The following is a 19,956-nucleotide window of genomic DNA, read 5'->3' as shown; positions in this document are numbered from 1 at the left end:
TCCAAGGCATGGCGTGGATCGTTGCGAAGCTACGCCAGGTCGATGTGTTGGTCTCACAGGGGCAAGGCATAGTCGCTCAAGAACCCGAACTGGCGCGCGATCTTCCTGACGCTACCCCTACCGCGTGCCGCAGCACTGAGCGCCAGTCCGTTGCCGATGCGAACCGTTCGATCGGTGTGACGGAGGTTAATTGTTATCGCTGGCGCCGTGAGTTCGGCGGCCTGAAGACCGATCGAGTGAGGTGGATGAAGGAGCTCGAGGCTAAGAATGCCGGACTTCGTCGCGGAGTAGCGGAGCTGACGCTCGACAAGCTGCCCCTAAAGGAGGTTGCCTCGGGAAATCACTGAGCCCCACGCGTCGCCGCCGGCCAGATTCTGGGGCAGGATAGATCTACGCAATCCTGACCGTCACACTCATGCGCCAGAGCGAGGGCAGGCGGTTCGATCCAGGCCGGGAACGTCTCGATCAAGGATTGCGAAACTCTCCGCACTTCCCTGATCGCATGTTCGGCAATCCGGGACAGGTCGTGTCCGCGCCGTCGTGCGATCCCCACGGGGCGCACGGGTCCGTCCTCGATCGCATACAGGCGAAAACCATCGAGGTGTAGCAGCGGCGTAATGCCGAGATAGGGTTGAATGACGATGCCAAGCCCCTTCCTGACGAATCCTGCCGCAATCGCGACCTGATCGAAGGTGAATTTCGGCTGGAACACGAGGCCGCGCTGGAGAAAAGCCGCGCTGACATATTCCGTCGCCGTGCTGGCGCTCGAGCCACAGATCAAGGGCATATCCACCAGTTCCTGCATTCGGACCGGACGATCTTCGAAGCCGACATGATCGCTGCGTGCGAGGAGCACGAAATGATCGCGCATCAGCTCCTCGAATTCGATGCCCTCCTCGGCCGGCGTGACCGAGGCGAGGGCAAAATCGACTTCGTAATTCATCAGCCGCTGGACCGTCGCCCGGTTGGTCCCGTCATGGATGGTGAAGCGCGGCGAGGCAAAGGCATGCTCCAAGGCGTCGCATACGTCCGGCAGGACCGAATGAGTCAGCGATGGAATCGAGGCGATTGCGAGGTGATGCGCCTCCAGATGAACCAGGGACTGGAGGTGATGCAGGCCATTGTCGAATTCGCCGACCATTCGCCGTGCAAGAGAGGTCAAGCGCTCGCCTGTGGGGGTGAGTCGGACCGACCGCGTCGAGCGTTCAAAGAGCTGCACGCGCAGTTCCTGCTCAAGCTCCTTCACGGCCTTGCTGAGAGAGGGCTGTGTGATGAAGAAGCGCTCGGCCGTCCGGCTGAAATTCAGCGATTCAGCGAGAGCAACAAAGATCTTCAACTGGCGAGGGGTGATCGGCATCCATCAGCCTTCGGAGGTGATTCCGAGTTATATATTCTACCTATCTATTAATATATAGAAATTAATCATTTCCGGTATCAATCTTAAAATCCGTAACCTCCTTTCGAGCTCCCGATCCGGAGCCGGAGAGGAACGCGGCCAATGTTGAATCTGACGGGCAAGATTGCCTTGATCATGGGGTGTGGCGCCGTCGCTCAGGGTTGGGGAAACGGGCGAGCCTCCGCAGTCCTTATGGCACGACAAGGCGCCAAGGTTTTCGGGACCGACTTGAACATCGAGAATGCTCGGGAGACCGCCCGCATCATCGAGGAAGAAGGCAAGGTCGCGACCGTCACCCGCTGCGACTGCACGGATGCCGACGATGTAGCGAAGGCGGTCGCGGCCTGCATGGAGACCTATGGCCGGATCGACATCCTGATGAACAATGTCGGGATGTCGCAACCGGGATCGCCGGTGGATATGGCCGAGGATGTCTGGGACTCCCAAGTCGAGATCAATCTCAAAGGCGCATTCCTTGCCTGCAAGCACGTCATCCCGATCATGCGTGCGCAGGGCGGCGGCTCGATCATCAACGTCTCGTCGGTGGCAGGCATGCGATATGTCGGAAAGCCGCAGGTGGCCTATTCGGCGGCCAAGGCCGGACTGATCCAGTTCACCAAGGCGACGGCGGTCATCTACGCGGCGGAAGGCGTTCGGCTGAATTGCGTGGTGCCGGGCCTCATGCAGACGCCCCTGCTCGACAACCTCGTGCAGAAATACGCGAAGGACGATCCGGAAGCCTTTCTGACGCGGCGCAGCAACCAAGTGCCGATGAAGTACATGGGCAGCGGCTGGGACACCGCGCATGCGGCGCTGTTTCTGGCGAGCGACGAGAGCCGCTACATCACCGGGACCGAGATCGTCGTCGATGGCGGCCTGACCGCCAGCACCCCCTGATCCGCCGGCCCTTTCGCGGGCGGCCTCGGGCCTGCCTGCCTCCTTACAGCAGGACCATGACCATGATCATCTCGATCAATCCCGCCACGGGCCAGGAGATCGCGCGCTATGCCCTTGATGCGGCGGCGGATGTCGAGCTCAAGCTCGATGGCGCCGCGCGTGCGCAGGCCTGCTGGAAACGCAGCAGCATGGCGGAGCGCGCGGCCCTGCTGCGATCCGTCGCGGCCGTCCTTCGGGCACAGCGCGACAGCCTTGCCGCGATCATCACATCCGAGATGGGCAAGCCGATCGCCGAGGCGGAAGGCGAGATCGAGAAGTCCGCATGGACCTGCGAGTTCTATGCCGAAAGCGGCCCGGCCTTCGTCGGGGACGTCCCTGTGCCGAGCAGCGCGGCAGACAGCCGTGTCGTGTTTGATCCTCTCGGCGTCGTGCTGGCGGTGATGCCCTGGAACTATCCGCTATGGCAGTTCGTGCGCTGTGCCGCGCCGGCGATCATCGCCGGAAACGCCGTGCTGCTGAAGCACGCCAATAATGTCCCCCATTCGGCGTTGGAGATCGAACGGATTTTCCGCGAGGCCGGCGCGCCCCAGGGTCTCGTCTCGACTCTCATGATCCAGGCCGAGCAAGTGGCGAGCGTGCTGGGCGATACGCGCGTCGCCGCCGTAGCGCTCACCGGATCGACCGCCGTGGGGAAGATCGTCGCCTCCCAGGCCGGCAGCCTGATGAAGAAGCAGGTTCTCGAACTGGGTGGCTCGGATCCCTTCATCGTCCTGGCGGATGCCGACCTTTCCCTGGCGGCCAAGACCGCCGTGAAGGCGCGCTTCTCCAACACCGGCCAGAGCTGCATCTCGGCCAAGCGCTTCATCGTGGAAAACGCGATCGCCGACGAATTCGTCGCGCTGTTCCGCGCGGAGGCCGAAAAGCTCAAGGTCGGCAATCCGCTGGATCGCTCGACAACGATCGGCCCCATGGCACGGGCGAACCTGCGTGGTGAGCTCGACGGACAGGTCCGCAGAACCATCGCGGCCGGCGCCAGGATCGTCCTGGGTGGCAAGCCGATCGAAGGGCCCGGGTTCTTCTATGCCCCGACCATCATCGACCAGGTTACGTCGGGCATGCCGGCGGCGGTCGAGGAAACCTTCGGTCCCGCCGCCGCGATCATCCGCGCAGCGAATGCCGATGCGGCGATCGACATCGCCAACGAGACCGAGTTCGGGCTCGGTGCCGCCCTTTGGACGAGCGACCTGGATCGTGCGTACCGCCTCACACGCCGGATCGAGGCGGGGGCCGTCTTCGTGAATGCCTTGGTCGCTTCGGATCCGCGGCTGCCCTTCGGCGGCATCAAGCAATCCGGATACGGCCGCGAACTCGGCGAATTCGGGATCCGCGAATTCACCAATGTGAAGACCGTGTGGTTCGGGCAAGCCGCCTGACGCCGGGATTCCACTCAGACAAACAGGACAACCCATGATCAAGGCAAGCACGAACTCGGTCATCCTCAAGCCCGAGGACATCAGAAGCTACGACCGCGGCGGCGGCGCCCGCACGACCCCGCTGGTGACCAAGGGCCTGGGCGCGACCGCTTTCATCACCGGCTACACGGAATTCGAAGGGGGGGCCGAGATCCCGTTCCACTTCCACAACGCCGAGGAGAGCGTCGTGCTGGTGGAAGGCGAGGCGATCTTCGACATCGGTGACGACTCCATTCCGGTGAAGGTGGGCGATGCCACCTTCATTCCCGCCAACGTCCCCCACCGGTTCCGCAACACGTCCAAGACCGCTCCGATGAAGATCCTCTGGATCTACGGCTCGATGGACGCCACGCGCACGCTCGTCGAGACCGGCGAGACCCGCCCGATCACGGCAGAGCATCAATCGTAACAACCGCCGCCGCGCAACGGTCCTCGAACACGGAACCTCAAACGCGCAACAGCGCCGCTCACGCGCGAGGCCACGACTGGTTGTCGTCGGGAGGCAGAGCGCATCGTTTTCTAGAAACGTCAAAAAATCAAAATCGCTGGAGGAAACAACAATGAGCTCGGTTTCGAACGCCGCCGCCCCACCGGACCTGGCCAAGGACGAGGATCCGATGCGATCCAAGACGACGCTGGGCCTGATGGGTGGCGTTGCGCTGGAGTGGTACGACTGGAACATCTACGGCGTCATGGCGTCGCTCCTGTCGCCGAAATTTTTCCCCTCGCATGATCCGACCGTTTCGTTGCTGGCGGCGTTCGCGGTGTTCGGCGCCGGGTTCTTCGCGCGTCCGATCGGCGCCATCATCCTCGGGCCGGTTGCCGACCGCATCAGCCACCGTGGCGTGATGCTGTTGTCCGTATCGGCGATGGCGGTCTGCTCGCTGATCATCGCGGTCATGCCCGATTACGGCACGATCGGTATCTGGGCGGGCGCGCTGCTGCTCGTGATCAGGCTGATCCAGGGGCTGGCCACCGGTGCCGAGGCCGGCGTGGCGAACTCGATCGCGAGCGAGCTCGCCAAGCCCGGGCATGAAGGGCGATATATGGGGCTGGTCAGCGGTACCGCGATCCAGATCGGGATCGTCGGTTCGAGCCTGGTGGCGCTGATCGTCAGCCTGCTGATCACGAAGGCCGATCTGGAGGCCTGGGGCTGGCGCATCCCGTTCTTTATCGGGGGCATACTCGGTTTCGTCGTCGTCTATCTGCGCAGCCATCTGCCCGAGACGCTGATGGCCAAGGCGCATGACGCCGCTTCGACCACCGGCGATGCGAAAGTCCACAAGAGCACGGCCGATGTCTGGAAGGAGCTTTGGGATCTGCGCCTTGCATTGGCAGCCGTCGTCCTGGTGATCGGGTCGTTCCAGATCGCGAATTATGCCTGGATCACCGGGCTGCCGAACATCGCGAACTCGATCTTCAAGGAGAACAGCAGCCTCGTCTTCGCCATCACGGTGATCATGGGGGTGATCTGGATCATTTCCGGCCCGATCATCGGCGGCTTGGCGGATCGTATCCGGGCGTCGCGCGCTTTCGTCATCTTCCGGTTGATGCTGGTTCCGGCCTTCTTCTTCCTGTGGCTCTATACCGAGCCCGGTATCGGTCGCTTCGCCTTCGTGATGATCGTCGGCGGTACGATCGTCGGCTTCAATATGAGCCTGTTCCAGTACATCGCCGTGACGCTGATGCCGCGCAGCGTGCGTACCACCGGTGTCGCGCTCGGCTACGCGTTGGGTGTGTCGATATTCGGAGGCACCTCGCCCTATTTGCTGGTCTGGCTTCGCCAGTTCGACGCCGCCTATCTGTTTCCGGTGTACGGCGCCGCGGTGGCCGTCCTGAGCGTGGTGGTCTACCTGCTTGCTCGAAAGAAGGGACACACCTACCTCGCCGACTAGTGCATCCCCGCGCCTTTCTTGAAGCGCGGGGATTCTCCAGATTCTTGTTTTATCGCGCGGCCGACACCCGCCTCGAAATCTGACGCAGCGGCGCGGCCTGTAATCGGGCCGCGCCATTCCCGTGCCGACGGCAGGCCGGGATGAACAACGATATCCGGGAGAACGAACCGTGCTCTTCGCGCCACCTCCGACCATCGAAGCCACCCCTTTCGCAAGCCTCATCCAAGCGACTGAGGCCGTCGAGCCGTCCTGGGGCGGCAATCAGCCTCGCGGCACGCCGTCGAAGTCCTTGCTCGAAGGGCCGAGCTTCGGAAGCGATGGTCTGCTGTACTGCGTCGACGTGCAGAACGGCCGGGTCGTGCGCTTCTCCGAGGAGGGCGCATGCGAGGAGGTGGTGCGCTATCATGGCTGGCCGAACGGGTTGAAATTCGGCCGGGACGGCCGGGCCTATATCGCCGATTACATGCATGGCATCATGGTGCTGGACCTGGATACGCGCCAGGTGACACCCTTGGTCGAGCGCTACCACGCCGAGCGGTTCCGGGGCGTGAACGACCTGTTCTTCGCGGCCAATGGCGACCTCTACTTCACCGACCAGGGCCTCACCGGGCATCAGGACCCTGGCGGCCGGGTGTTCCGATACGCGGCGGGCGGCCGCCTGGAGCTGGTGCTCGATCGTATTCCCAGCCCCAATGGCCTGGTGATGAATCTGGCGGAGAACGCGTTATACGTGGCGGTGACGCGTGCGAATGCCGTCTGGCGCGTGCCCTTCATGCAGGACGGATCGGTCGCCAAGGTCGGTACCTTCATCCAGCTGTCCGGGGGCATCGGCCCGGACGGCCTTGCCCTTGATGCGAATGGCGGCCTCGCCATCGCCCATGTGGGAATGGGCTCGGTCTGGGTCACCGACGCGCGCGGGGAGCCCAGTTTCCGGATCACCTACACCGTGGGCGATCACATCACCAACGTCGCTTATGGCGGCGAGGGCAATCGCACGCTGTTCATCACCGAATCCAGCTCGGCCTCCGTCCTCAAGGCCGAGCTGAAGGTGCCGGGTAAGAAAATGTTCTCCCAATCGGGCTGAGCGCGGCCGCTCAACGTGCCGCCACCATCGGGAAGCGCCCCTGGACGGCGGCGATATAGGTGTCGCGCGACGGAGCGAGATGCTGGCGACACAGCTCGATCAGCTCGTCGCGCCTCCCCCCGGCAAGGGCCTCGATCATCGCCAGGTGCTCGTCGCGGGAGCGGGAGAGCTGTACCGGATTCGCCGCTGTGATGGAGCGCACGCCATGCGCCTTCTGAGCGAGCGTCTGGATCAACTCGACGAGATGGGGATTGCCGCAGGCGCCAAAGAGCGCCTCGTGGAAACGCATATTGGAGCGGAATGCGGCCCGGAAGTCGGCGTGCGCGACCGCTTCGGTGTGATCGTTCTGGATGGCGCGGAGGCCGGCGAGAACCGTGGGGGAGGCGGGCAAGGCAATCTGCCCGGCCGCCAGCGTTTCGAGGGCCTCGCGGACCGAGTAGATTCGCATGACGTCGACAGGGTCGAGCAGCCTCACGCAGGCCCCCCGATTGGGGATGCGTTGAACCAGGCCGGCGCGCTCCAGCTCCGACAGCGCCTCGCGTACGACGTGCCGCTTCACGCCCAGCCGTTTGGCCAAGTCCTCCTCGACGAGGCGTTCGCGCGGCAACAGCCAGCCGAGCACGATCTCCTCCTCCAGCTCGGCCGCGATCGCACGGGCGCGCTCAGTCGTTTGAAGCGTCACAGCTTTCGCGGGCATTCTGGATTGGAACTCTTCGACAGAATTGTTGACAATTTTGGTGACAGTCAATTTCCATAGCCTCATGAGCAAACCCGACGATACACCACCTCCCGCTGCCCCCACAGCCCGCGGCATGCGCCGCAATCTCGCGACCTATGGCGATCCCGGGTTTTCGTTGTTCCTGCGCAAGGCCTTTATCAAGGCGGCCGGCTTTTCCGACGATGCGCTGGATCGGCCGATCATCGGGATTACGAATACGTTCAGCGACTTCAACCCCTGCCACGGCAACGTGCCTCGCCTGATCGAGGCCGTGAAGCGCGGGGTAATGCTGGCCGGCGGGCTGCCGATGGAGTTCCCGACGATCTCCATCCACGAATCGTTCTCCAATCCCACCTCGATGTTCCTGCGCAACCTGATGGCGATCGATACCGAGGAGCTGATCCGCGCCCAGCCCATGGACGCGGTGGTGCTGATCGGCGGTTGCGACAAGACGGTCCCGGCCCAGCTCATGGGTGCCGTCAGCGCCGACGTGCCGGCGATCCAGCTGATCACCGGCCCGATGCTGGTGGGACATCACAAGGGCGAGATCCTCGGCGCCTGCACGGATTGCCGCCGGCTCTGGGGGCAGTATCGCGCCGGCCAGATCGATGCCGAGGAAATCGAGATCATCAGCGGCCGCCTCGCACCCACCCAAGGCACATGCATGGTGATGGGCACGGCCAGCACGATGGGATGTCTGGTCGAGGCACTCGGCATTGCGCTGCCGTGGACCGGGACCATCCCGGCGACCCATGCTGACCGGATCCGCGCGGCCGAGGCGAGCGGGCGCGAGGCGGTGAAGCTGGCCCATCAAGGGCCAAAGCCCAGTGAGCTGCTCACGAAAGCGGCCTTCCGGAATGCGTTGACCGTGCTTCAGGCGATCGGCGGCTCCACGAACGGCCTCATCCACCTGACAGCCATCGCGCGGCGCGCGGGCTTGTCGATCGATCTCGACGAGTTCGATGCCATCGGGCGTGCCGTACCGGTGCTGATCGACCTGAAGCCGTCAGGCGATCACTACATGGAGCATTTCCATTGGGCAGGCGGCGTCCCGAAGCTCATGAAAGAGCTCGGCGACCACCTGGACCGCTCCGCCAGGACGGTTGACGGCCGTACCATCGGCGAGATCGCCGTCTCGGCCGAGGAGGTCTCGAACCAGACCATCATCCGCCCCGCGGCAGCACCTCTCAAGCCATTCGGCGGCATGGCGATCTTGCGAGGCAACCTCGCGCCCGGCGGGGCCGTCATCAAACATTCCGCCGCCTCGCCTTCTTTGCTGCAGCACACCGGAAGGGCTGTCGTTTTCGATTCCGTCGAGGATATGGTCACCCGCATCGACGATCCCGCGCTCGACGTGAAGGCAGACGACGTGCTCGTCCTGAGGAGCGCCGGGCCGAAGGGCGCGCCAGGGATGCCGGAGGCGGGCTATCTGCCGATTCCGAAGCAACTGGCGCAGGCCGGCGTCAAGGACATGGTCCGCATCTCGGATGCCCGCATGAGCGGCACGGCGTTCGGAACCATCGTCCTGCACATCACGCCGGAATCCGCGATCGGTGGGCCGCTCGGCCTGGTCCGCAATGGCGATACGATCCGGCTCGACGTGCCGGCCCGCGAAATCGCGCTCCTCGTCGACGAGGCGGAGCTGGAGCGGCGGCGGCGCGAGTGGGCCCCGCCCGCCCATCTCTCCCAGGCAACCCGTGGCTATCGAAACCTGTACCTCACCTCGGTCCTGCAGGCCGATGAAGGGTGCGATTTCGATTTTTGCTGAACGCTTGATCCAGGCCCTCGAGGCAGTCCTTTCAGCGCGCGCGGCGGCGAGGTCATCGCTGGCTGGTTAAGTACCGCGTGCGCGTCAGTCGATGAACAGGCCGTGGTCGCCGAGATCCCATGCGCAATACCAGCCGCCATGGAATGGCTTGGCGCCCTCGAGCTCGGGGGCTCCGTCCGCCAGCAGCTCGGCCGCATAGTCCTCCGCATTGTCGACCGGGCGGTACCCCAGCACAGAGGCCTCGCGATTGTCCCAGATCGCTCGGGTATTGGCGGACATGCCGTAAGCCACGACGTAGTGCAGTTGCGGCGCCTCGATCGAGCAGCGCAGCAATTCGGTCATGTCACGCGGGCTCACCCAGACGGACAGGTGGCGGATATCCAATGGCCGTGGCCTGAACACGCCAATCCGAAGGCTGACGACACTGAGGCCAAACTTGTCCGCATAGAGCCGGCCCAAGGCCTCGCCCGCCACCTTGCTCACGCCGTAATAGCTATCCGGCCGCGGCACGGCCGCACCCGTGAGGATCTGGCTGCGACGATGATAGCCCACCGCATGGTGGCTCGAGGCGAATACGACCCGGCGGACACCGGCGCGCCGCGCCGCCTCGAATACATTGTGGGTGCCGGCGATGTTGGCAGCCAGAACCTGGGGCCAGGCATTGCTCTCCGGCTCGGCCGCTACGCCGGCGAGATGGACCACGCAGTCGATCCCCGCCATTGCCTGCTCCAGCGCGGCGATGTCTGCGAGATCAGCGATCACGGCTTCCTCGCCCGGCCCGAGCGGCCCGAGTTCGACTCGATCAAGCACGCGCAGCACTGCGTAGCGGCCGGCAAGTTGCCGCCGGGCCACGCGGCCGATCCCGCCGGCTGCTCCCGTGATCAAGACATGCATGGGCTCATTCTCTTTCTCGTAGTGCGGCGGATGCTCCGCGGGCACTCGTGGCAGACACGTCGTTCATGGTGTGGGTCGGATCGCCCGCTGGGTGTCGACGTCGAAGCAACGCAACGATCGCGTCGGGAGAGTGCCAGCTCCCGCTCTCGATCGGCGCATTCCGCGCGGAGGCGAATTTGCCCGCCGGTTTCAACATCAACCACGTTCCTCTCGGCACCCGTTCGGGGGCGAGAGAAGATTAGGGGATGGGTGATTGATACTATAAATGATTAATTTCTATCCATTAATAGATATGTCGAATATGTTTCGTGACATGGCATGCTGGCGGAGGGCGATCAGGTCGCCCCGGGCGGCGACGGATCTTACGCCTCGTGATCCGGCACCAGCCGCACCGCGTACGCATCTCGGTCGAAAGTTTGTTCGTTGTTTTGCTCATCATAGCCCCAATTCCTCGGGGGTTGGGGCTATGACGAACCGGTGGCGGTTCCGTTTCGACGATGTAGCAGTGATGGGTGGAGCCGACCGAGGAGCGCGGTGGTCGTCTTGGCGTCACCGAATACGGACGGCTAAGCGCCCAGAAGATTATTGAGTTCTGGAGACGCTGGATTTTTGCCCGCGGCGACCGAGCCCAAGATTTCCTTTGCTCTCTCTCGAGCCTGCTCGACGGCAATGACGCCGTGCCTTCCGATCCGGATGAACCGACGGGGACCATCTGCACCTAGCCCTTTCGGCCGGTAACGAACGAAGTACGTTTTTGTCCTGCTAGCCTCAATCTGCGCGCCGAAGCCCCGCAGTTCGCAATCCCATAATGTGTGCCGCCCCCTGCTCTGGTCAGCGGTATCGATTACCCGCTTCGTAAGGCGAACACCCCGCCCTCCGCTGTTCTGAGTATCTATTTTACTGTCCGCATGCTGTCCAACGCACCAGAAAATTAAAATAGCATCGGTGAATCGAAAGGAAAGACGCATTCAGAGATTTCAAGCGCTTATTGATTATTCAGGACATATATAGACTTATCGATAACAGTATTGAATCGACTACGAATCTGAGGGTCAGAGGCTCGAATCCTTTCGGGCATCATCTCCTCGCTCTCTTTGAAGAGCGGCCATTACAATCTAAAATTCGTAGTTATGTTTGCTCTCTCGCTTGGTGCGGGGCTTTGCGGCGATGTCCGCGATTCCGCTGCTGCGCGATGGATCGGCTGCTCGATCTTTCCGTTGGAAATCTTCAGGTTCTCGCCGCGGCCGATCAGAGCCAGCGCTTGCGCTCCGCGTCGAAATGGTTCAGCTCCGACTGCTTGAGCCAGGCGTCGATGCCCGCATCGTTCATGCGGGCATCGAAGCCGCCGGCGCAAATTGGCGAGACGCCCGGCAGGCTTCCAGGGCGGCGCCGACTACCGCACAGCCGTTGCGGCTCTGCTGCGCTTCGGACTACGCGCGCTCTCGATCTGGTTCAGTAAGGACGTGATCGCGCAGGGAATCGGCGAGATCACCGGCGTCGCATAATGCGCCTGCAAGGCGCCCGCCGCTTCGCCGAGAGGGCCGCCGCCGATGATGACGGACTCTGCGCCATCGGCTATGCAGGCTTCGACCATCTTCCCGAGCGCCGCCGTCAAACTCGCCTTGTCGACCGACAAGGCGAGCGGATCCCCGGCCGTGCAGCGGATTCCGGTCAACTGGTGCGCGAAGCCGAGGGCCGCCGCCCGCGCCGCGATGGCGTCGGCGAGGAGCGGCGTGGTCGTCGCGACGGCGAAGGGTCGCCCGTATTGGGCGGCAACCTGCATCGAGGCCTCGCAGATTCCGGTGACGGGGATGTCGACCCGCTCCCGCAATTCGTCGAGCCCGGGATCGCCGAAGGCGCTGACGACGATGCCGGCGCAATCGGCGGCATGCCCCCTGCCGATCTCGACGACCTCCGCAGCCGCGGCCAGCAGGTCTTCCTCCGTCACGATCATGGCCGGGCTGCGCCTAGCCGTGGCGACGGCCACGGGCAGGCCATCGCCTGCGGCCCGCTGCGCGATGGCTTGCATCATCGCGCTGGTCGCCTGCGAGCTGTTCGGATTGATCAACAGGATATGCGGGGTCACGCCCTCACTGCCTTCGCTGGTTCGGAAAGGGGCTCGGCCTGAGCCGCGCCCTCGGCCTCCGCCGGCTGGGTGATGTCTTCCATCGACCGGCCATAGGTCTCCGGTCCCAACTGGATGCAGGCGACGAAGACCGCATACATCGCGGCCGCCAGCGCAAAGACGCCGACCATACCGTACTTGTCGAAGAGCATGCCCGAGATCGTCGGAACGAAGGAGCCCGCCGCCGAGCCGGTCGCCAGGATGAACGCGACGCCGAAGGCGCGGATGCGCGTCGGGAACAGTTCGGGCGCATAGATCCAGATCGAGGTGTTGAGCAGCAGCACGAAGAACTGGAAGATCGCGCCGAACAGCAGCACCATGTAGATATTAGTGCCGAGATAGGCGATCGAGATGGCAGCGACGCAGGCCAAGGCCGCGCCGGTCGTCAGCACCAGTTTCCGCGGCAGGTAGTAGCCGAAGGTCGAGGCCGCGATCGCCCCGAGCACGCTGCCGCTCTGGATGATCATGCTGTAGAGCAGGCTGCCCTGCAGCGTGTAGCCCATCGAGACGAAGATCACCGGCATCAGGGTCAGCACGGATAGCTGGGCGCCGTAGCTCATCAGGATCGCGATCGAGACCGGGATGATGCGGCCGATGAAGGGCGCGCGGAACAATTCGCTCCAGTCGCTCTTCGCCACCGGCGGCAGTTGCGCGAGATCGGCGGAGAGATAGGGCTGCACGGTCAGGTTTTGCGGACGCAACGTGCCCGAGGCCAGGGTGGAGAGGACCTTGTTGGCCTCGTCGATCCGGTTCCGGGAGGCCAGGAAGCGCGGCGTCTCCGGCACGAAGCGCCGATAGAACACGGCGAGCAGGGCCGGCAGGGCGAGCGCCGCGAAGAGCCAGCGCCAGCTGTTCTCGCCCGGAAAGAGCGTGAAGATCAGCAGGCCGAAGGCCGGGGCGAGGAAGTTGCCGAAGCCGCCCGCGCCGACATTGACGAGGCCAGCCGCCGTGCCGCGGAACTTCGCGGAGCAGAATTCGGACAGCATCGTCACCGCCGTCGAAATCTCGCCGCCGACGCCGAAGCCGACGATGGCGCGGGCGATGCAGAGCGAGGCGAAGTTCGGCGCCAGCGCGCAAAGCGCGGAGCCGAGCGAGAACAGCAGGAGGTTGAGCGTCAGCATCACCCGGCGGCCATAGCGATCGCCGAGGATGCCCGACATCAACCGGCCGATGGCGGCGCTGGCGAAGGTGATGGTGTTGAGGAAGCCGATATCCGCGCCCGTCAGCCCCCAATGCTGCCGCAGCAGCGGGCCCGAGACGCCGATGGTGTTCTGCTCGAAGCTGTCGAACAGACAGCCGACCAGAACGAGCGCCAGGATCTGCTTGTGGGCGCCCGTGACGCCGATCCTGTTGAGCGCTGAATCCAGTTGCCTGCTCATCGGCGTCGCTGCGCCGGATGCCTGCATGTTCTCCATAGCCATGATCGTTCCCCTGATCGTTCGTGACGTGATGGTGGGCGCATGCCTCCCGCCGTTGTCCGGCTGGTGCGAGGCTGCGTGTCGGCTGTTGCCCTGGAAGTGATCGTCTCCTTGCCGCCGTTCCGGCCGCCGCTCGTCTCCTTCGAACGGCTCTGGAACAATTGGTTCAAATAAAACTATCTGAAACTGTAGTTTCAGAAAAGACCATAAATGCGCCGCCGCTGCCGCTTTCGGCGGCAGGCAACGCGCAACCGATGGAACAGGGGCAGTCGGCGCGATCCGGCCGCGTCAGAGCTCGTCGAGCGCGTCGTTCAGCATCTCGATATGGCGCAGCCGCGCGCGGCCTTTCGCGCCGGCGATCTCGATGCAGCGCATGATGAGGAGATGGCAGAGCGCCATCACCGCCGTGTGGTTGAAGAGCGGCCCCGGCGCCAGGGTCTGACAGCGGAAATGCCACTGGCTGCGCTTCTCATATGCGGCGCTCTCGTCCGTCACGAACAGCAGGCGCGCTCCCGATCGGCCGATCTGGTCGAGCAGCGCCTCGGTCTGGGCTACGCGCCGGCGCAGGCCGAAGAAGATCACGACATCGTCGGGCGTGAGGCTGACCAGATGCTCGCCGAAGGTCTGGCCGCCGCCGGGGATGGCGACGACATTCTCGACCACCTGCGTCAATTGCCATTGCAGATAGGTCGCGAAGGTGAAGCTGGCCCGGAAGCCGATCACCCAGACCTTGCGCGCGGCGAGGATCGCTTCGGCCGCGCCGCTGATCTGGGTTTCGCCGATGGCGCGGAAGGTTTCCTCGAGATTGGCGATACCCTGGGTGAGGTTGGCCGCGATCGACTGCTCGCCCGTCGTGTCCGCCGCGCCCAGGAACAGCCGGGAGCCGCTCTGCCGGTCGAGCCGGGCATGGCGGCGTGCCTCCTCGTAGCTGTCATAGCCCAGCCTTTGGACGAAGCGAGAGACCGTCGCCTTCGAGACATGGGCCAGCGCCGCCAGTTCCTGCGCCGAATAGGTCGCGACCTCACCGGGAAAATCGCAGACGAAATCGCCAAGGCGCCGCTCGGCCGGCGTCAGGTCGGGCAGGATGCCGCGCACGCGGCTCAAGAAGGACTTTTCCCTGGAATTCATGACCGAGACCGGAGGAATCGCGCTGAGGCAACCTTGTCCGTCATCGGCATCTTTGCAAGTCATGGTCGCCGCGCGCGCCGTTGCCGGCGCCGCGCCGGGATGACGACCCTTCATCCGGTCGTCATCCCCCGGAAGAGGCTCTCCCGAGGGAACGCGCGAGAAGCTTCGGGCCGTCCGGCCGTCAGAAGATCTGACGGAAGACCACGAACAGCAAACCGGAGAGCAGGATCGCGCAGGGCAGGGTCAGGACCCAGGCCATCAGCATGTTGCGCACCGTCGACATCTGCAGGCCGGACTTGTTCGCCGCCATCGTGCCCGCCACGCCCGAGGACAGGATATGCGTGGTCGAGACCGGCAGACCGTAGACGTCGGCGGCCGCGATCGTGGCGGCGGCGACCAGCTCGGCCGAGGCGCCCTGGGCATAGGTCAGGTGCTGCTTGCCGATCTTCTCGCCGACCGTCACGACGATGCGCTTCCAGCCGACCATGGTGCCCAAGCCGAGCGCCAGCGCGACGACGACCTTCACCCAGAACGGGATGAACTTCGTCGCGTCGTCCAGCGCCGCCTTGTAGGTGGTCATCGTCTTCAGGTCCTCGGGCGTGAAGATCTTCTCTTCCTGCTTGTCGGCCTTGAAGATGTATTTCAGCGATTCCGAGGCGAGATACATGTCGTTGCGGGCGTTGCCGACGGCCGCGGCCGGGAACTTCGCCGGCGAGCCGTAGGTCTCGATCTGCTTGACGATCTCCTTGTTCAGCGCCGACAGCGCCGGGAAGGTGGATTCGTCGATCTTCCGCTCGGAGACATAGCGGGTCACGATCGGGCGCGGATCGCCGAGCACCTGATGGCCGAGCGCCTTCTGGTCGATTACCGCGCTGGCGGCGACCGCGACGGTGCGAAAGCTCTCGACGCTGCTGGCGGGCATGGCGCGGTTCAGCGCATAGGCGGTCGGCGCGCAGCCGATCAGGATCAGCATGATCAGGCCCATGCCCTTCTGGCCGTCATTCGAGCCATGCGCGAAGGACACGCCGGTGCAGGTGGCGATCAGGATGCCGCGGATCCACAGCGGCGGCGGCTTGTCGCCCTTGGGCTCGGCATAGAGCTCGGGATTCTTGACCAGGACCTTCAGGCTCAGGAAGACGAGCGCGGCCGCCACGAAGCCGAAGAGCGGCGAGATCAGCAGCGATTGCCCGATCTCGATGGCCTTGGACCAGTCGACGCCGGAGGTGCCGTCCCGGCCGCCATAGAGCTGGTTGGCGAGGCCGACGCCGATGATCGAGCCGATCAGCGTATGCGAGGACGAGGCCGGCAGGCCGAGCGCCCAGGTGCCGAGGTTCCAGAGGATCGCGGCGATGAGCAGCGCGAACACCATCGCGAAGCCCGCCCCCGATCCGACATTCAAGATCAGCTCGACCGGCAAGAGCGAGATGATGCCGAAGGCGACCGCGCCGCTCGCCATCATCACGCCGAGGAAGTTGAAGAAGCCCGACCAGACCACGGCGACATGGGCCGGCATCGCATGGGTGTAGATCACCGTCGCGACGGCGTTGGCGGTGTCGTGGAAGCCGTTGACGAATTCGAAGCCCAGCGCGATCAGCAGCGCGACGCCGAGCAGGATGAACGGCAGATAGGTATGGGGAACATCGCCGGCGGCGGTGATGTCGAGATAGAGCGAATAGGCCATGTAGCCGAGGCCGGCCGTCATGATCCCCGCGAAGAAGGCCATGGCGGCAAAGCTTTTCGGCTCGTCGAGCCGGGGCCGCCCCGTTTCAGGGTGAAGCTGGGCATCTGCAACCACGCTTGACATGAAACGCCTCCATTGCGTTGGGCGAAGCGTTATTCTCCCGATTGCTGACAGATCGATGACGGAGACTCTGCAGACCGCCTTTCTGCCGCAACGGCAACGCCGGTGCGAGGCCATTGCGAAGGGCTTCATCGCGGCGTCACATTCGCCGTGACAGTGGTGCCGCCACGCGACCAGGCGGGGCCCGGCAATCGACGCAGCATGGGGCTGGCGCATATGCGCGAGGCCTGCCAGGCTCCTGCCGGCATCCCGAATTTCATCAGGAGCCGTCCCCCATGACGCCCGATCTCGACCGCATCAAATCCGAAATCACCGACAGTTTCGACGAGGAGCTGGAGCTCCAGCTCGAAGAGGAGCGGATCGACAGTCTCGTGGCGGAAGGCTTCGCCCCCAGCGGTCCCGGCATGGATCGCAGGCTCTATTTCCGCGAGCTCTTCCGCCTGCAGCATGAGCTGGTGCGGCTGCAGGACTGGGTGCAGTACAAGAAGCTGAAGGTCGTCGTGCTGTTCGAGGGCCGCGACTCCGCCGGCAAGGGCGGCGCGATCAAGCGCGTCACGCAGCGGCTCAACCCGCGCGTCTGCCGTGTCGTCGCGCTGCCGGCGCCGACCGAGCGCGAGCGCAACCAGTGGTATTTCCAGCGCTATGCGCAGCATCTGCCGACAGCCGGCGAAATGGTCCTGTTCGACCGCTCCTGGTACAACCGCGCCGGCGTCGAGCGCGTCATGGGCTTCTGCACGCCCGACGAGCTCGAGGAGTTCTTCCGCTCGGTTCCGGATTTCGAGCAGATGCTGGTCCGCTCCGGCATCATCCTGCTGAAATACTGGTTCTCGATCACCGACGAGGAGCAGGAATTCCGCTTCCGCATGCGGATCGACGACCCGCTGAAGCAGTGGAAGCTTTCGCCGATGGACCTGGAGAGCCGGGTGCACTGGGAGGACTATACCCGCGCCAAGGAGGAGATGCTGGAGCGCACCCATACCGCGCATGCGCCCTGGTGGGTGGTCCAGGCGGTCGACAAGAAACGGGCGCGCCTGAACTGCATCGCCCATCTCCTGGGGCAGATCCCCTACGAGAACGTACCGAAGCCGGAGATCAGCCTGCCGGCGCGCGTGCGCAATCCCGATTATCTGCGCCGCCCCGTTCCGCCGGAGCTGTATGTGCCGGAACAGTATTGAGCCGCCAGACGCCGCGCAATGCGGCGGGCCGGCGCCTCAGCCGGCCCGCCGATAGGCGAAGTAGCGCCCGTCCGGGACGCCTGCCGGCAAGGGCAGCGCTTCGAGCGCGTCGTGCTCCAGTGCCCAGCCGCTCACGACGATCGCTCCGGGCCTGGCCAGCGCCGCGACCTGGGCCGGAAGCCACGCGAAGGCGATCCTGTCCCGCTCCGGCACGCCGGTGGTGACATCGACATGGATCAGCGCCGCCGCCGCGCCATGCTCCCTCTCGAACACCGGAAGCGTCTGCGCCATGTCGCCGACGACGAGGAATGGCGCGGATGGCATCGAGAGCGGGTTCGGGTGCGGATCCCGTTCGAACACGAAGATATCGCGGCCCGGCAATTGCTCCCGCAGATGATCGTAGGTCCGCCCGTTGCCGAGGCCGAATTCCAGGACGAGCCCGTCCCGGTCGCGGACCGTGTCGGCAGCCCAGTTCAGGACCGTGCGCTGCGCCTCCAGGCGGCGGATGAAGCTGTCCAGCCTGCTCATGAACTCTCCGTCGTCGAACGACCGCATCGAAATCGGCATCGCCTCCAGAGCCATGCCGGCAAAAGTGCGAAGCGGTTTAGCGTCCGGTATTGCACAAAAAACCAAAGCTTGGAGCTTTGGAGGCGAACCCGGAGCCTAGCCGGCCCGGCCCGGATGCTCCCGCAGGATCGCGGCCAGCCGCGCGACCTGGGCCTGCACCTGTGCCGGCGCGACGCGGGCGATGCCGAAGACCAGCCCCGGCCGCGCCGGGACCAGATGGAAGCGCGACATCGGCTGCACCGCAAACCCATCCGCCTTCAGGCGCTGGGCGACGGCCCGGTCGTCGACATCCCGGTCACGGAACCACGTCGCCAGTTGCAGCCCGCCGGTCCCGTCGCCGATCTCCAGGACATCGCCGCAATGATCGCGCAGCGCGGCGACGCTGGCCGCCATCCGCGCGGCGTAGAGGGCTTTCATCTTGCGGACATGGCCGCGCAGCCGGCCGTCGCGGATGAAATCGGCGAGCGCCGCCTGGATCGGGATCGGCACGACCGCGCCCTGCAATTGCAGCGCCGCGGAAACCTCCTCCCGCAATCGCATCGGCACGATCGCATAGGCGACCCGCACCCCCGGCGCGAAGATCTTGGAGAAAGTGCCGAGATAGGCGACGAGGCCGTTGCGATCAATGCCCTGCAACGCCGCGATCGGCCGCGCGCCATATTGGAACTCGCTGTCGTAATCGTCCTCGATCACGACGGCCCCGCTCGCTTGCGCAACATCGAGCAGGGCGAGGCGCCGTTGCAGGCTCATCGTCACGCCGGTCGGATACTGGTGCGAGGGCGTCACATAGATCAGTCGCGGCGGCAGTCCCGACGCCTTTGCGACATCGATGCCGGCCGCGTCGCAGGGCACCGGCACGATTCGCGCCCCGGCCTCGCGCAGCAGGGCCTGGGCCGTGGCGTAGCCCGGCTCCTCGATCCAGGCCACCTTGCCCGCCGCTTCCGCAGGCCGCAGCAGCACATGGATCAGCAGGTTGATGGCGGCCCGCGTCGAGGGCACGATCATCACTTGCTCGGGCCGCGCGAAGATGCCGCGCGTCTTGGCGACGTGGTCGAGGATCGCCCCCCGCAAGGCCGGCAGGCCGTCCGCCTCGCCATAGCCCAGATCGTGGATGCGCAGCGAGCGGGCGCGCGCGCCGAGATAACGCGCCCAGCTCGCATGCGGGAAATCCGCGAGGTCGGGAACGCCGGGCTCGAAAAGCCGGGACGTGTCAGGCGGGGCAACCGGTTCGGAAACGCCCAGGATAACCTTCGGCGCCGGCGGCTGCGGCCCTGCCCCGAGCGCCGCGACGCGCGTCGCGGAGCCGGCCTGCGCCATGAGGTAGCCATCGGCCTTCAATCGCTCATAGGCTTGGACGACGGTGGAGCGAGCGATGCCCAGCGCCGTCGCCAGATGGCGCGTGGACGGCAAGCGCTGCCCGGCCGGCATCGCTCCGTCGAGGATGCGGTCGCGCAGCCCGCGATAGAGCTGCCCTTCGAGATCGCCGGCAGCCCTGTCCAATGATTGCCAGGCGAAGCTCTTCGCCGAGATCGCCATGCTCTTGAACTGGTTTGTCAGAATTGCAGGAAGTGGCCGTGTACAGCACACCACCTGATCCGCCAACGCTGAACCGTCGCGG

The 19,956-nt window shown here is 64.7% G+C and carries 17 protein-coding genes and 1 pseudogene; 8 read left to right on the top strand and 10 right to left on the bottom strand.

Annotated features, from left to right (window positions below):
* Positions 1 to 8: 8 nt before the first annotated feature.
* Positions 9 to 364 (top strand): annotated as a pseudogene (locus tag JHD80_RS29385) (transposase); the annotation flags it as partial.
* Here JHD80_RS29385 and JHD80_RS04025 read toward each other — a convergent pair.
* Positions 341 to 1,357, bottom strand: coding sequence for a LysR family transcriptional regulator (locus JHD80_RS04025; protein ID WP_199085087.1), 1,017 nt, complete (start codon positions 1,355 to 1,357; stop codon positions 341 to 343). The pseudogene JHD80_RS29385 and the gene JHD80_RS04025 overlap by 24 nt on opposite strands.
* A 141-nt stretch (positions 1,358 to 1,498) precedes the next feature.
* On the opposite strand from JHD80_RS04025, the gene JHD80_RS04020 reads away from it, so the two are divergent.
* The 5 genes from JHD80_RS04020 to JHD80_RS04000 all read left to right on the top strand — a co-directional run bounded on the left by JHD80_RS04020 (position 1,499) and on the right by JHD80_RS04000 (position 6,744).
* On the top strand, positions 1,499 to 2,293 hold the full coding sequence (locus JHD80_RS04020) for an SDR family NAD(P)-dependent oxidoreductase (RefSeq protein WP_199085086.1): 795 nt from the start codon (positions 1,499 to 1,501) through the stop codon (positions 2,291 to 2,293).
* A 56-nt stretch (positions 2,294 to 2,349) separates the two neighbouring features.
* Positions 2,350 to 3,726: an NAD-dependent succinate-semialdehyde dehydrogenase gene (locus JHD80_RS04015; protein WP_349237204.1), complete on the top strand. Its 1,377-nt coding sequence runs from the start codon at positions 2,350 to 2,352 to the stop codon at positions 3,724 to 3,726.
* Between the two features lie 34 nt (positions 3,727 to 3,760).
* A complete protein-coding gene (locus JHD80_RS04010; protein WP_199085085.1) occupies positions 3,761 to 4,174 on the top strand; it encodes a cupin domain-containing protein in 414 nt (137 codons plus the stop codon).
* Between the two features lie 151 nt (positions 4,175 to 4,325).
* Positions 4,326 to 5,660, top strand: a complete 1,335-nt coding sequence (locus JHD80_RS04005) for an MFS transporter (RefSeq protein ID WP_199085084.1) — start codon at positions 4,326 to 4,328, stop codon at positions 5,658 to 5,660.
* A 169-nt stretch (positions 5,661 to 5,829) separates the two neighbouring features.
* The gene (locus JHD80_RS04000) at positions 5,830 to 6,744 is read left to right on the top strand and encodes an SMP-30/gluconolactonase/LRE family protein (RefSeq protein WP_199085083.1); all 915 of its coding nucleotides are present in this window, start codon (positions 5,830 to 5,832) and stop codon (positions 6,742 to 6,744) included.
* A 10-nt stretch (positions 6,745 to 6,754) separates the two neighbouring features.
* Here JHD80_RS04000 and JHD80_RS03995 read toward each other — a convergent pair whose 3' ends face one another.
* Positions 6,755 to 7,492 (bottom strand): GntR family transcriptional regulator, encoded by a 738-nt coding sequence (locus tag JHD80_RS03995; protein WP_248311381.1) that lies wholly within the window; start codon positions 7,490 to 7,492, stop codon positions 6,755 to 6,757.
* A gap of 64 nt (positions 7,493 to 7,556) precedes the next feature.
* Between JHD80_RS03995 and JHD80_RS03990 the strand changes: the two genes are divergently transcribed.
* Complete coding sequence (locus JHD80_RS03990; protein WP_248311380.1) at positions 7,557 to 9,230, top strand: IlvD/Edd family dehydratase; 1,674 nt, start codon at positions 7,557 to 7,559, stop codon at positions 9,228 to 9,230.
* An 84-nt stretch (positions 9,231 to 9,314) separates the two neighbouring features.
* Here the strand turns inward: JHD80_RS03990 and JHD80_RS03985 are convergent, their stop codons facing one another.
* The 6 genes from JHD80_RS03985 to JHD80_RS03960 all read right to left on the bottom strand — a co-directional run bounded on the left by JHD80_RS03985 (position 9,315) and on the right by JHD80_RS03960 (position 16,599).
* Positions 9,315 to 10,124 carry an NAD-dependent epimerase/dehydratase family protein gene (locus tag JHD80_RS03985; RefSeq protein WP_199085081.1) on the bottom strand — a complete coding sequence of 270 codons (810 nt, stop codon included), beginning with the start codon at positions 10,122 to 10,124 and terminating at the stop codon, positions 9,315 to 9,317.
* Between the two features lie 566 nt (positions 10,125 to 10,690).
* Positions 10,691 to 11,092 carry an Arm DNA-binding domain-containing protein gene (locus JHD80_RS29380; protein ID WP_199085080.1) on the bottom strand — a complete coding sequence of 134 codons (402 nt, stop codon included), beginning with the start codon at positions 11,090 to 11,092 and terminating at the stop codon, positions 10,691 to 10,693.
* Between the two features lie 425 nt (positions 11,093 to 11,517).
* Positions 11,518 to 12,210, bottom strand: a complete 693-nt coding sequence (locus JHD80_RS03975; RefSeq protein WP_199085079.1) for an aspartate/glutamate racemase family protein — start codon at positions 12,208 to 12,210, stop codon at positions 11,518 to 11,520.
* Entirely contained in the window at positions 12,207 to 13,670 is a 1,464-nt protein-coding gene (locus tag JHD80_RS03970; RefSeq protein ID WP_199085078.1) for an MFS transporter, read from the bottom strand. The genes JHD80_RS03975 and JHD80_RS03970 overlap by 4 nt, the downstream gene beginning before the upstream one ends.
* Positions 13,671 to 13,955: 285 nt before the next feature.
* Positions 13,956 to 14,795 (bottom strand): MurR/RpiR family transcriptional regulator, encoded by an 840-nt coding sequence (locus tag JHD80_RS03965; protein ID WP_199085077.1) that lies wholly within the window; start codon positions 14,793 to 14,795, stop codon positions 13,956 to 13,958.
* A 181-nt stretch (positions 14,796 to 14,976) separates the two neighbouring features.
* Complete coding sequence (locus tag JHD80_RS03960) at positions 14,977 to 16,599, bottom strand: inorganic phosphate transporter (RefSeq protein WP_199085076.1); 1,623 nt, start codon at positions 16,597 to 16,599, stop codon at positions 14,977 to 14,979.
* Between the two features lie 272 nt (positions 16,600 to 16,871).
* Here JHD80_RS03960 and ppk2 point away from each other — a divergent pair, with 272 nt between their 5' ends.
* Positions 16,872 to 17,771 carry a polyphosphate kinase 2 gene (gene ppk2, locus JHD80_RS03955; RefSeq protein WP_199085075.1) on the top strand — a complete coding sequence of 300 codons (900 nt, stop codon included), beginning with the start codon at positions 16,872 to 16,874 and terminating at the stop codon, positions 17,769 to 17,771.
* A gap of 36 nt (positions 17,772 to 17,807) precedes the next feature.
* Here ppk2 and JHD80_RS03950 read toward each other — a convergent pair whose 3' ends face one another.
* Positions 17,808 to 18,299 carry a class I SAM-dependent methyltransferase gene (locus tag JHD80_RS03950; RefSeq protein ID WP_199085074.1) on the bottom strand — a complete coding sequence of 164 codons (492 nt, stop codon included), beginning with the start codon at positions 18,297 to 18,299 and terminating at the stop codon, positions 17,808 to 17,810.
* A 135-nt stretch (positions 18,300 to 18,434) separates the two neighbouring features.
* Positions 18,435 to 19,874, bottom strand: a complete 1,440-nt coding sequence (gene pdxR, locus JHD80_RS03945; RefSeq protein ID WP_199085073.1) for a MocR-like pyridoxine biosynthesis transcription factor PdxR — start codon at positions 19,872 to 19,874, stop codon at positions 18,435 to 18,437.
* Between the last annotated feature and the right edge of the window lie 82 nt (positions 19,875 to 19,956).

It is taken from the genome of Allobosea sp. ASV33, from assembly GCF_016428755.1.
Lineage (GTDB): Bacteria > Pseudomonadota > Alphaproteobacteria > Rhizobiales > Beijerinckiaceae > Allobosea.
This window is presented reverse-complemented; position numbering and strand designations above follow the sequence as displayed.

Excerpts from the sequence above, each read along its gene's own strand:
- JHD80_RS04020 (WP_199085086.1), top strand. The coding sequence starts at position 1,499 with ATGTTGAATCTGACGGGCAAGATTGCCTTGATCATGGGGTGTGGCGCC.
- JHD80_RS03985 (WP_199085081.1), bottom strand. The coding sequence starts at position 10,124 with ATGCATGTCTTGATCACGGGAGCAGCCGGCGGGATCGGCCGCGTGGCC.
- JHD80_RS04025 (WP_199085087.1), bottom strand. The coding sequence starts at position 1,357 with ATGCCGATCACCCCTCGCCAGTTGAAGATCTTTGTTGCTCTCGCTGAA.
- JHD80_RS03950 (WP_199085074.1), bottom strand. The coding sequence starts at position 18,299 with ATGAGCAGGCTGGACAGCTTCATCCGCCGCCTGGAGGCGCAGCGCACG.
- JHD80_RS04005 (WP_199085084.1), top strand. The coding sequence starts at position 4,326 with ATGAGCTCGGTTTCGAACGCCGCCGCCCCACCGGACCTGGCCAAGGAC.
- ppk2 (WP_199085075.1), top strand. The coding sequence starts at position 16,872 with ATGACGCCCGATCTCGACCGCATCAAATCCGAAATCACCGACAGTTTC.
- JHD80_RS04015 (WP_349237204.1), top strand. The coding sequence starts at position 2,350 with ATGACCATGATCATCTCGATCAATCCCGCCACGGGCCAGGAGATCGCG.
- JHD80_RS03965 (WP_199085077.1), bottom strand. The coding sequence starts at position 14,795 with ATGAATTCCAGGGAAAAGTCCTTCTTGAGCCGCGTGCGCGGCATCCTG.
- JHD80_RS03960 (WP_199085076.1), bottom strand. The coding sequence starts at position 16,599 with ATGTCAAGCGTGGTTGCAGATGCCCAGCTTCACCCTGAAACGGGGCGG.
- JHD80_RS03990 (WP_248311380.1), top strand. The coding sequence starts at position 7,557 with ATGCGCCGCAATCTCGCGACCTATGGCGATCCCGGGTTTTCGTTGTTC.
- JHD80_RS03970 (WP_199085078.1), bottom strand. The coding sequence starts at position 13,670 with ATGGCTATGGAGAACATGCAGGCATCCGGCGCAGCGACGCCGATGAGC.
- JHD80_RS29380 (WP_199085080.1), bottom strand. The coding sequence starts at position 11,092 with ATGCGTCTTTCCTTTCGATTCACCGATGCTATTTTAATTTTCTGGTGC.
- JHD80_RS04010 (WP_199085085.1), top strand. The coding sequence starts at position 3,761 with ATGATCAAGGCAAGCACGAACTCGGTCATCCTCAAGCCCGAGGACATC.
- pdxR (WP_199085073.1), bottom strand. The coding sequence starts at position 19,874 with ATGGCGATCTCGGCGAAGAGCTTCGCCTGGCAATCATTGGACAGGGCT.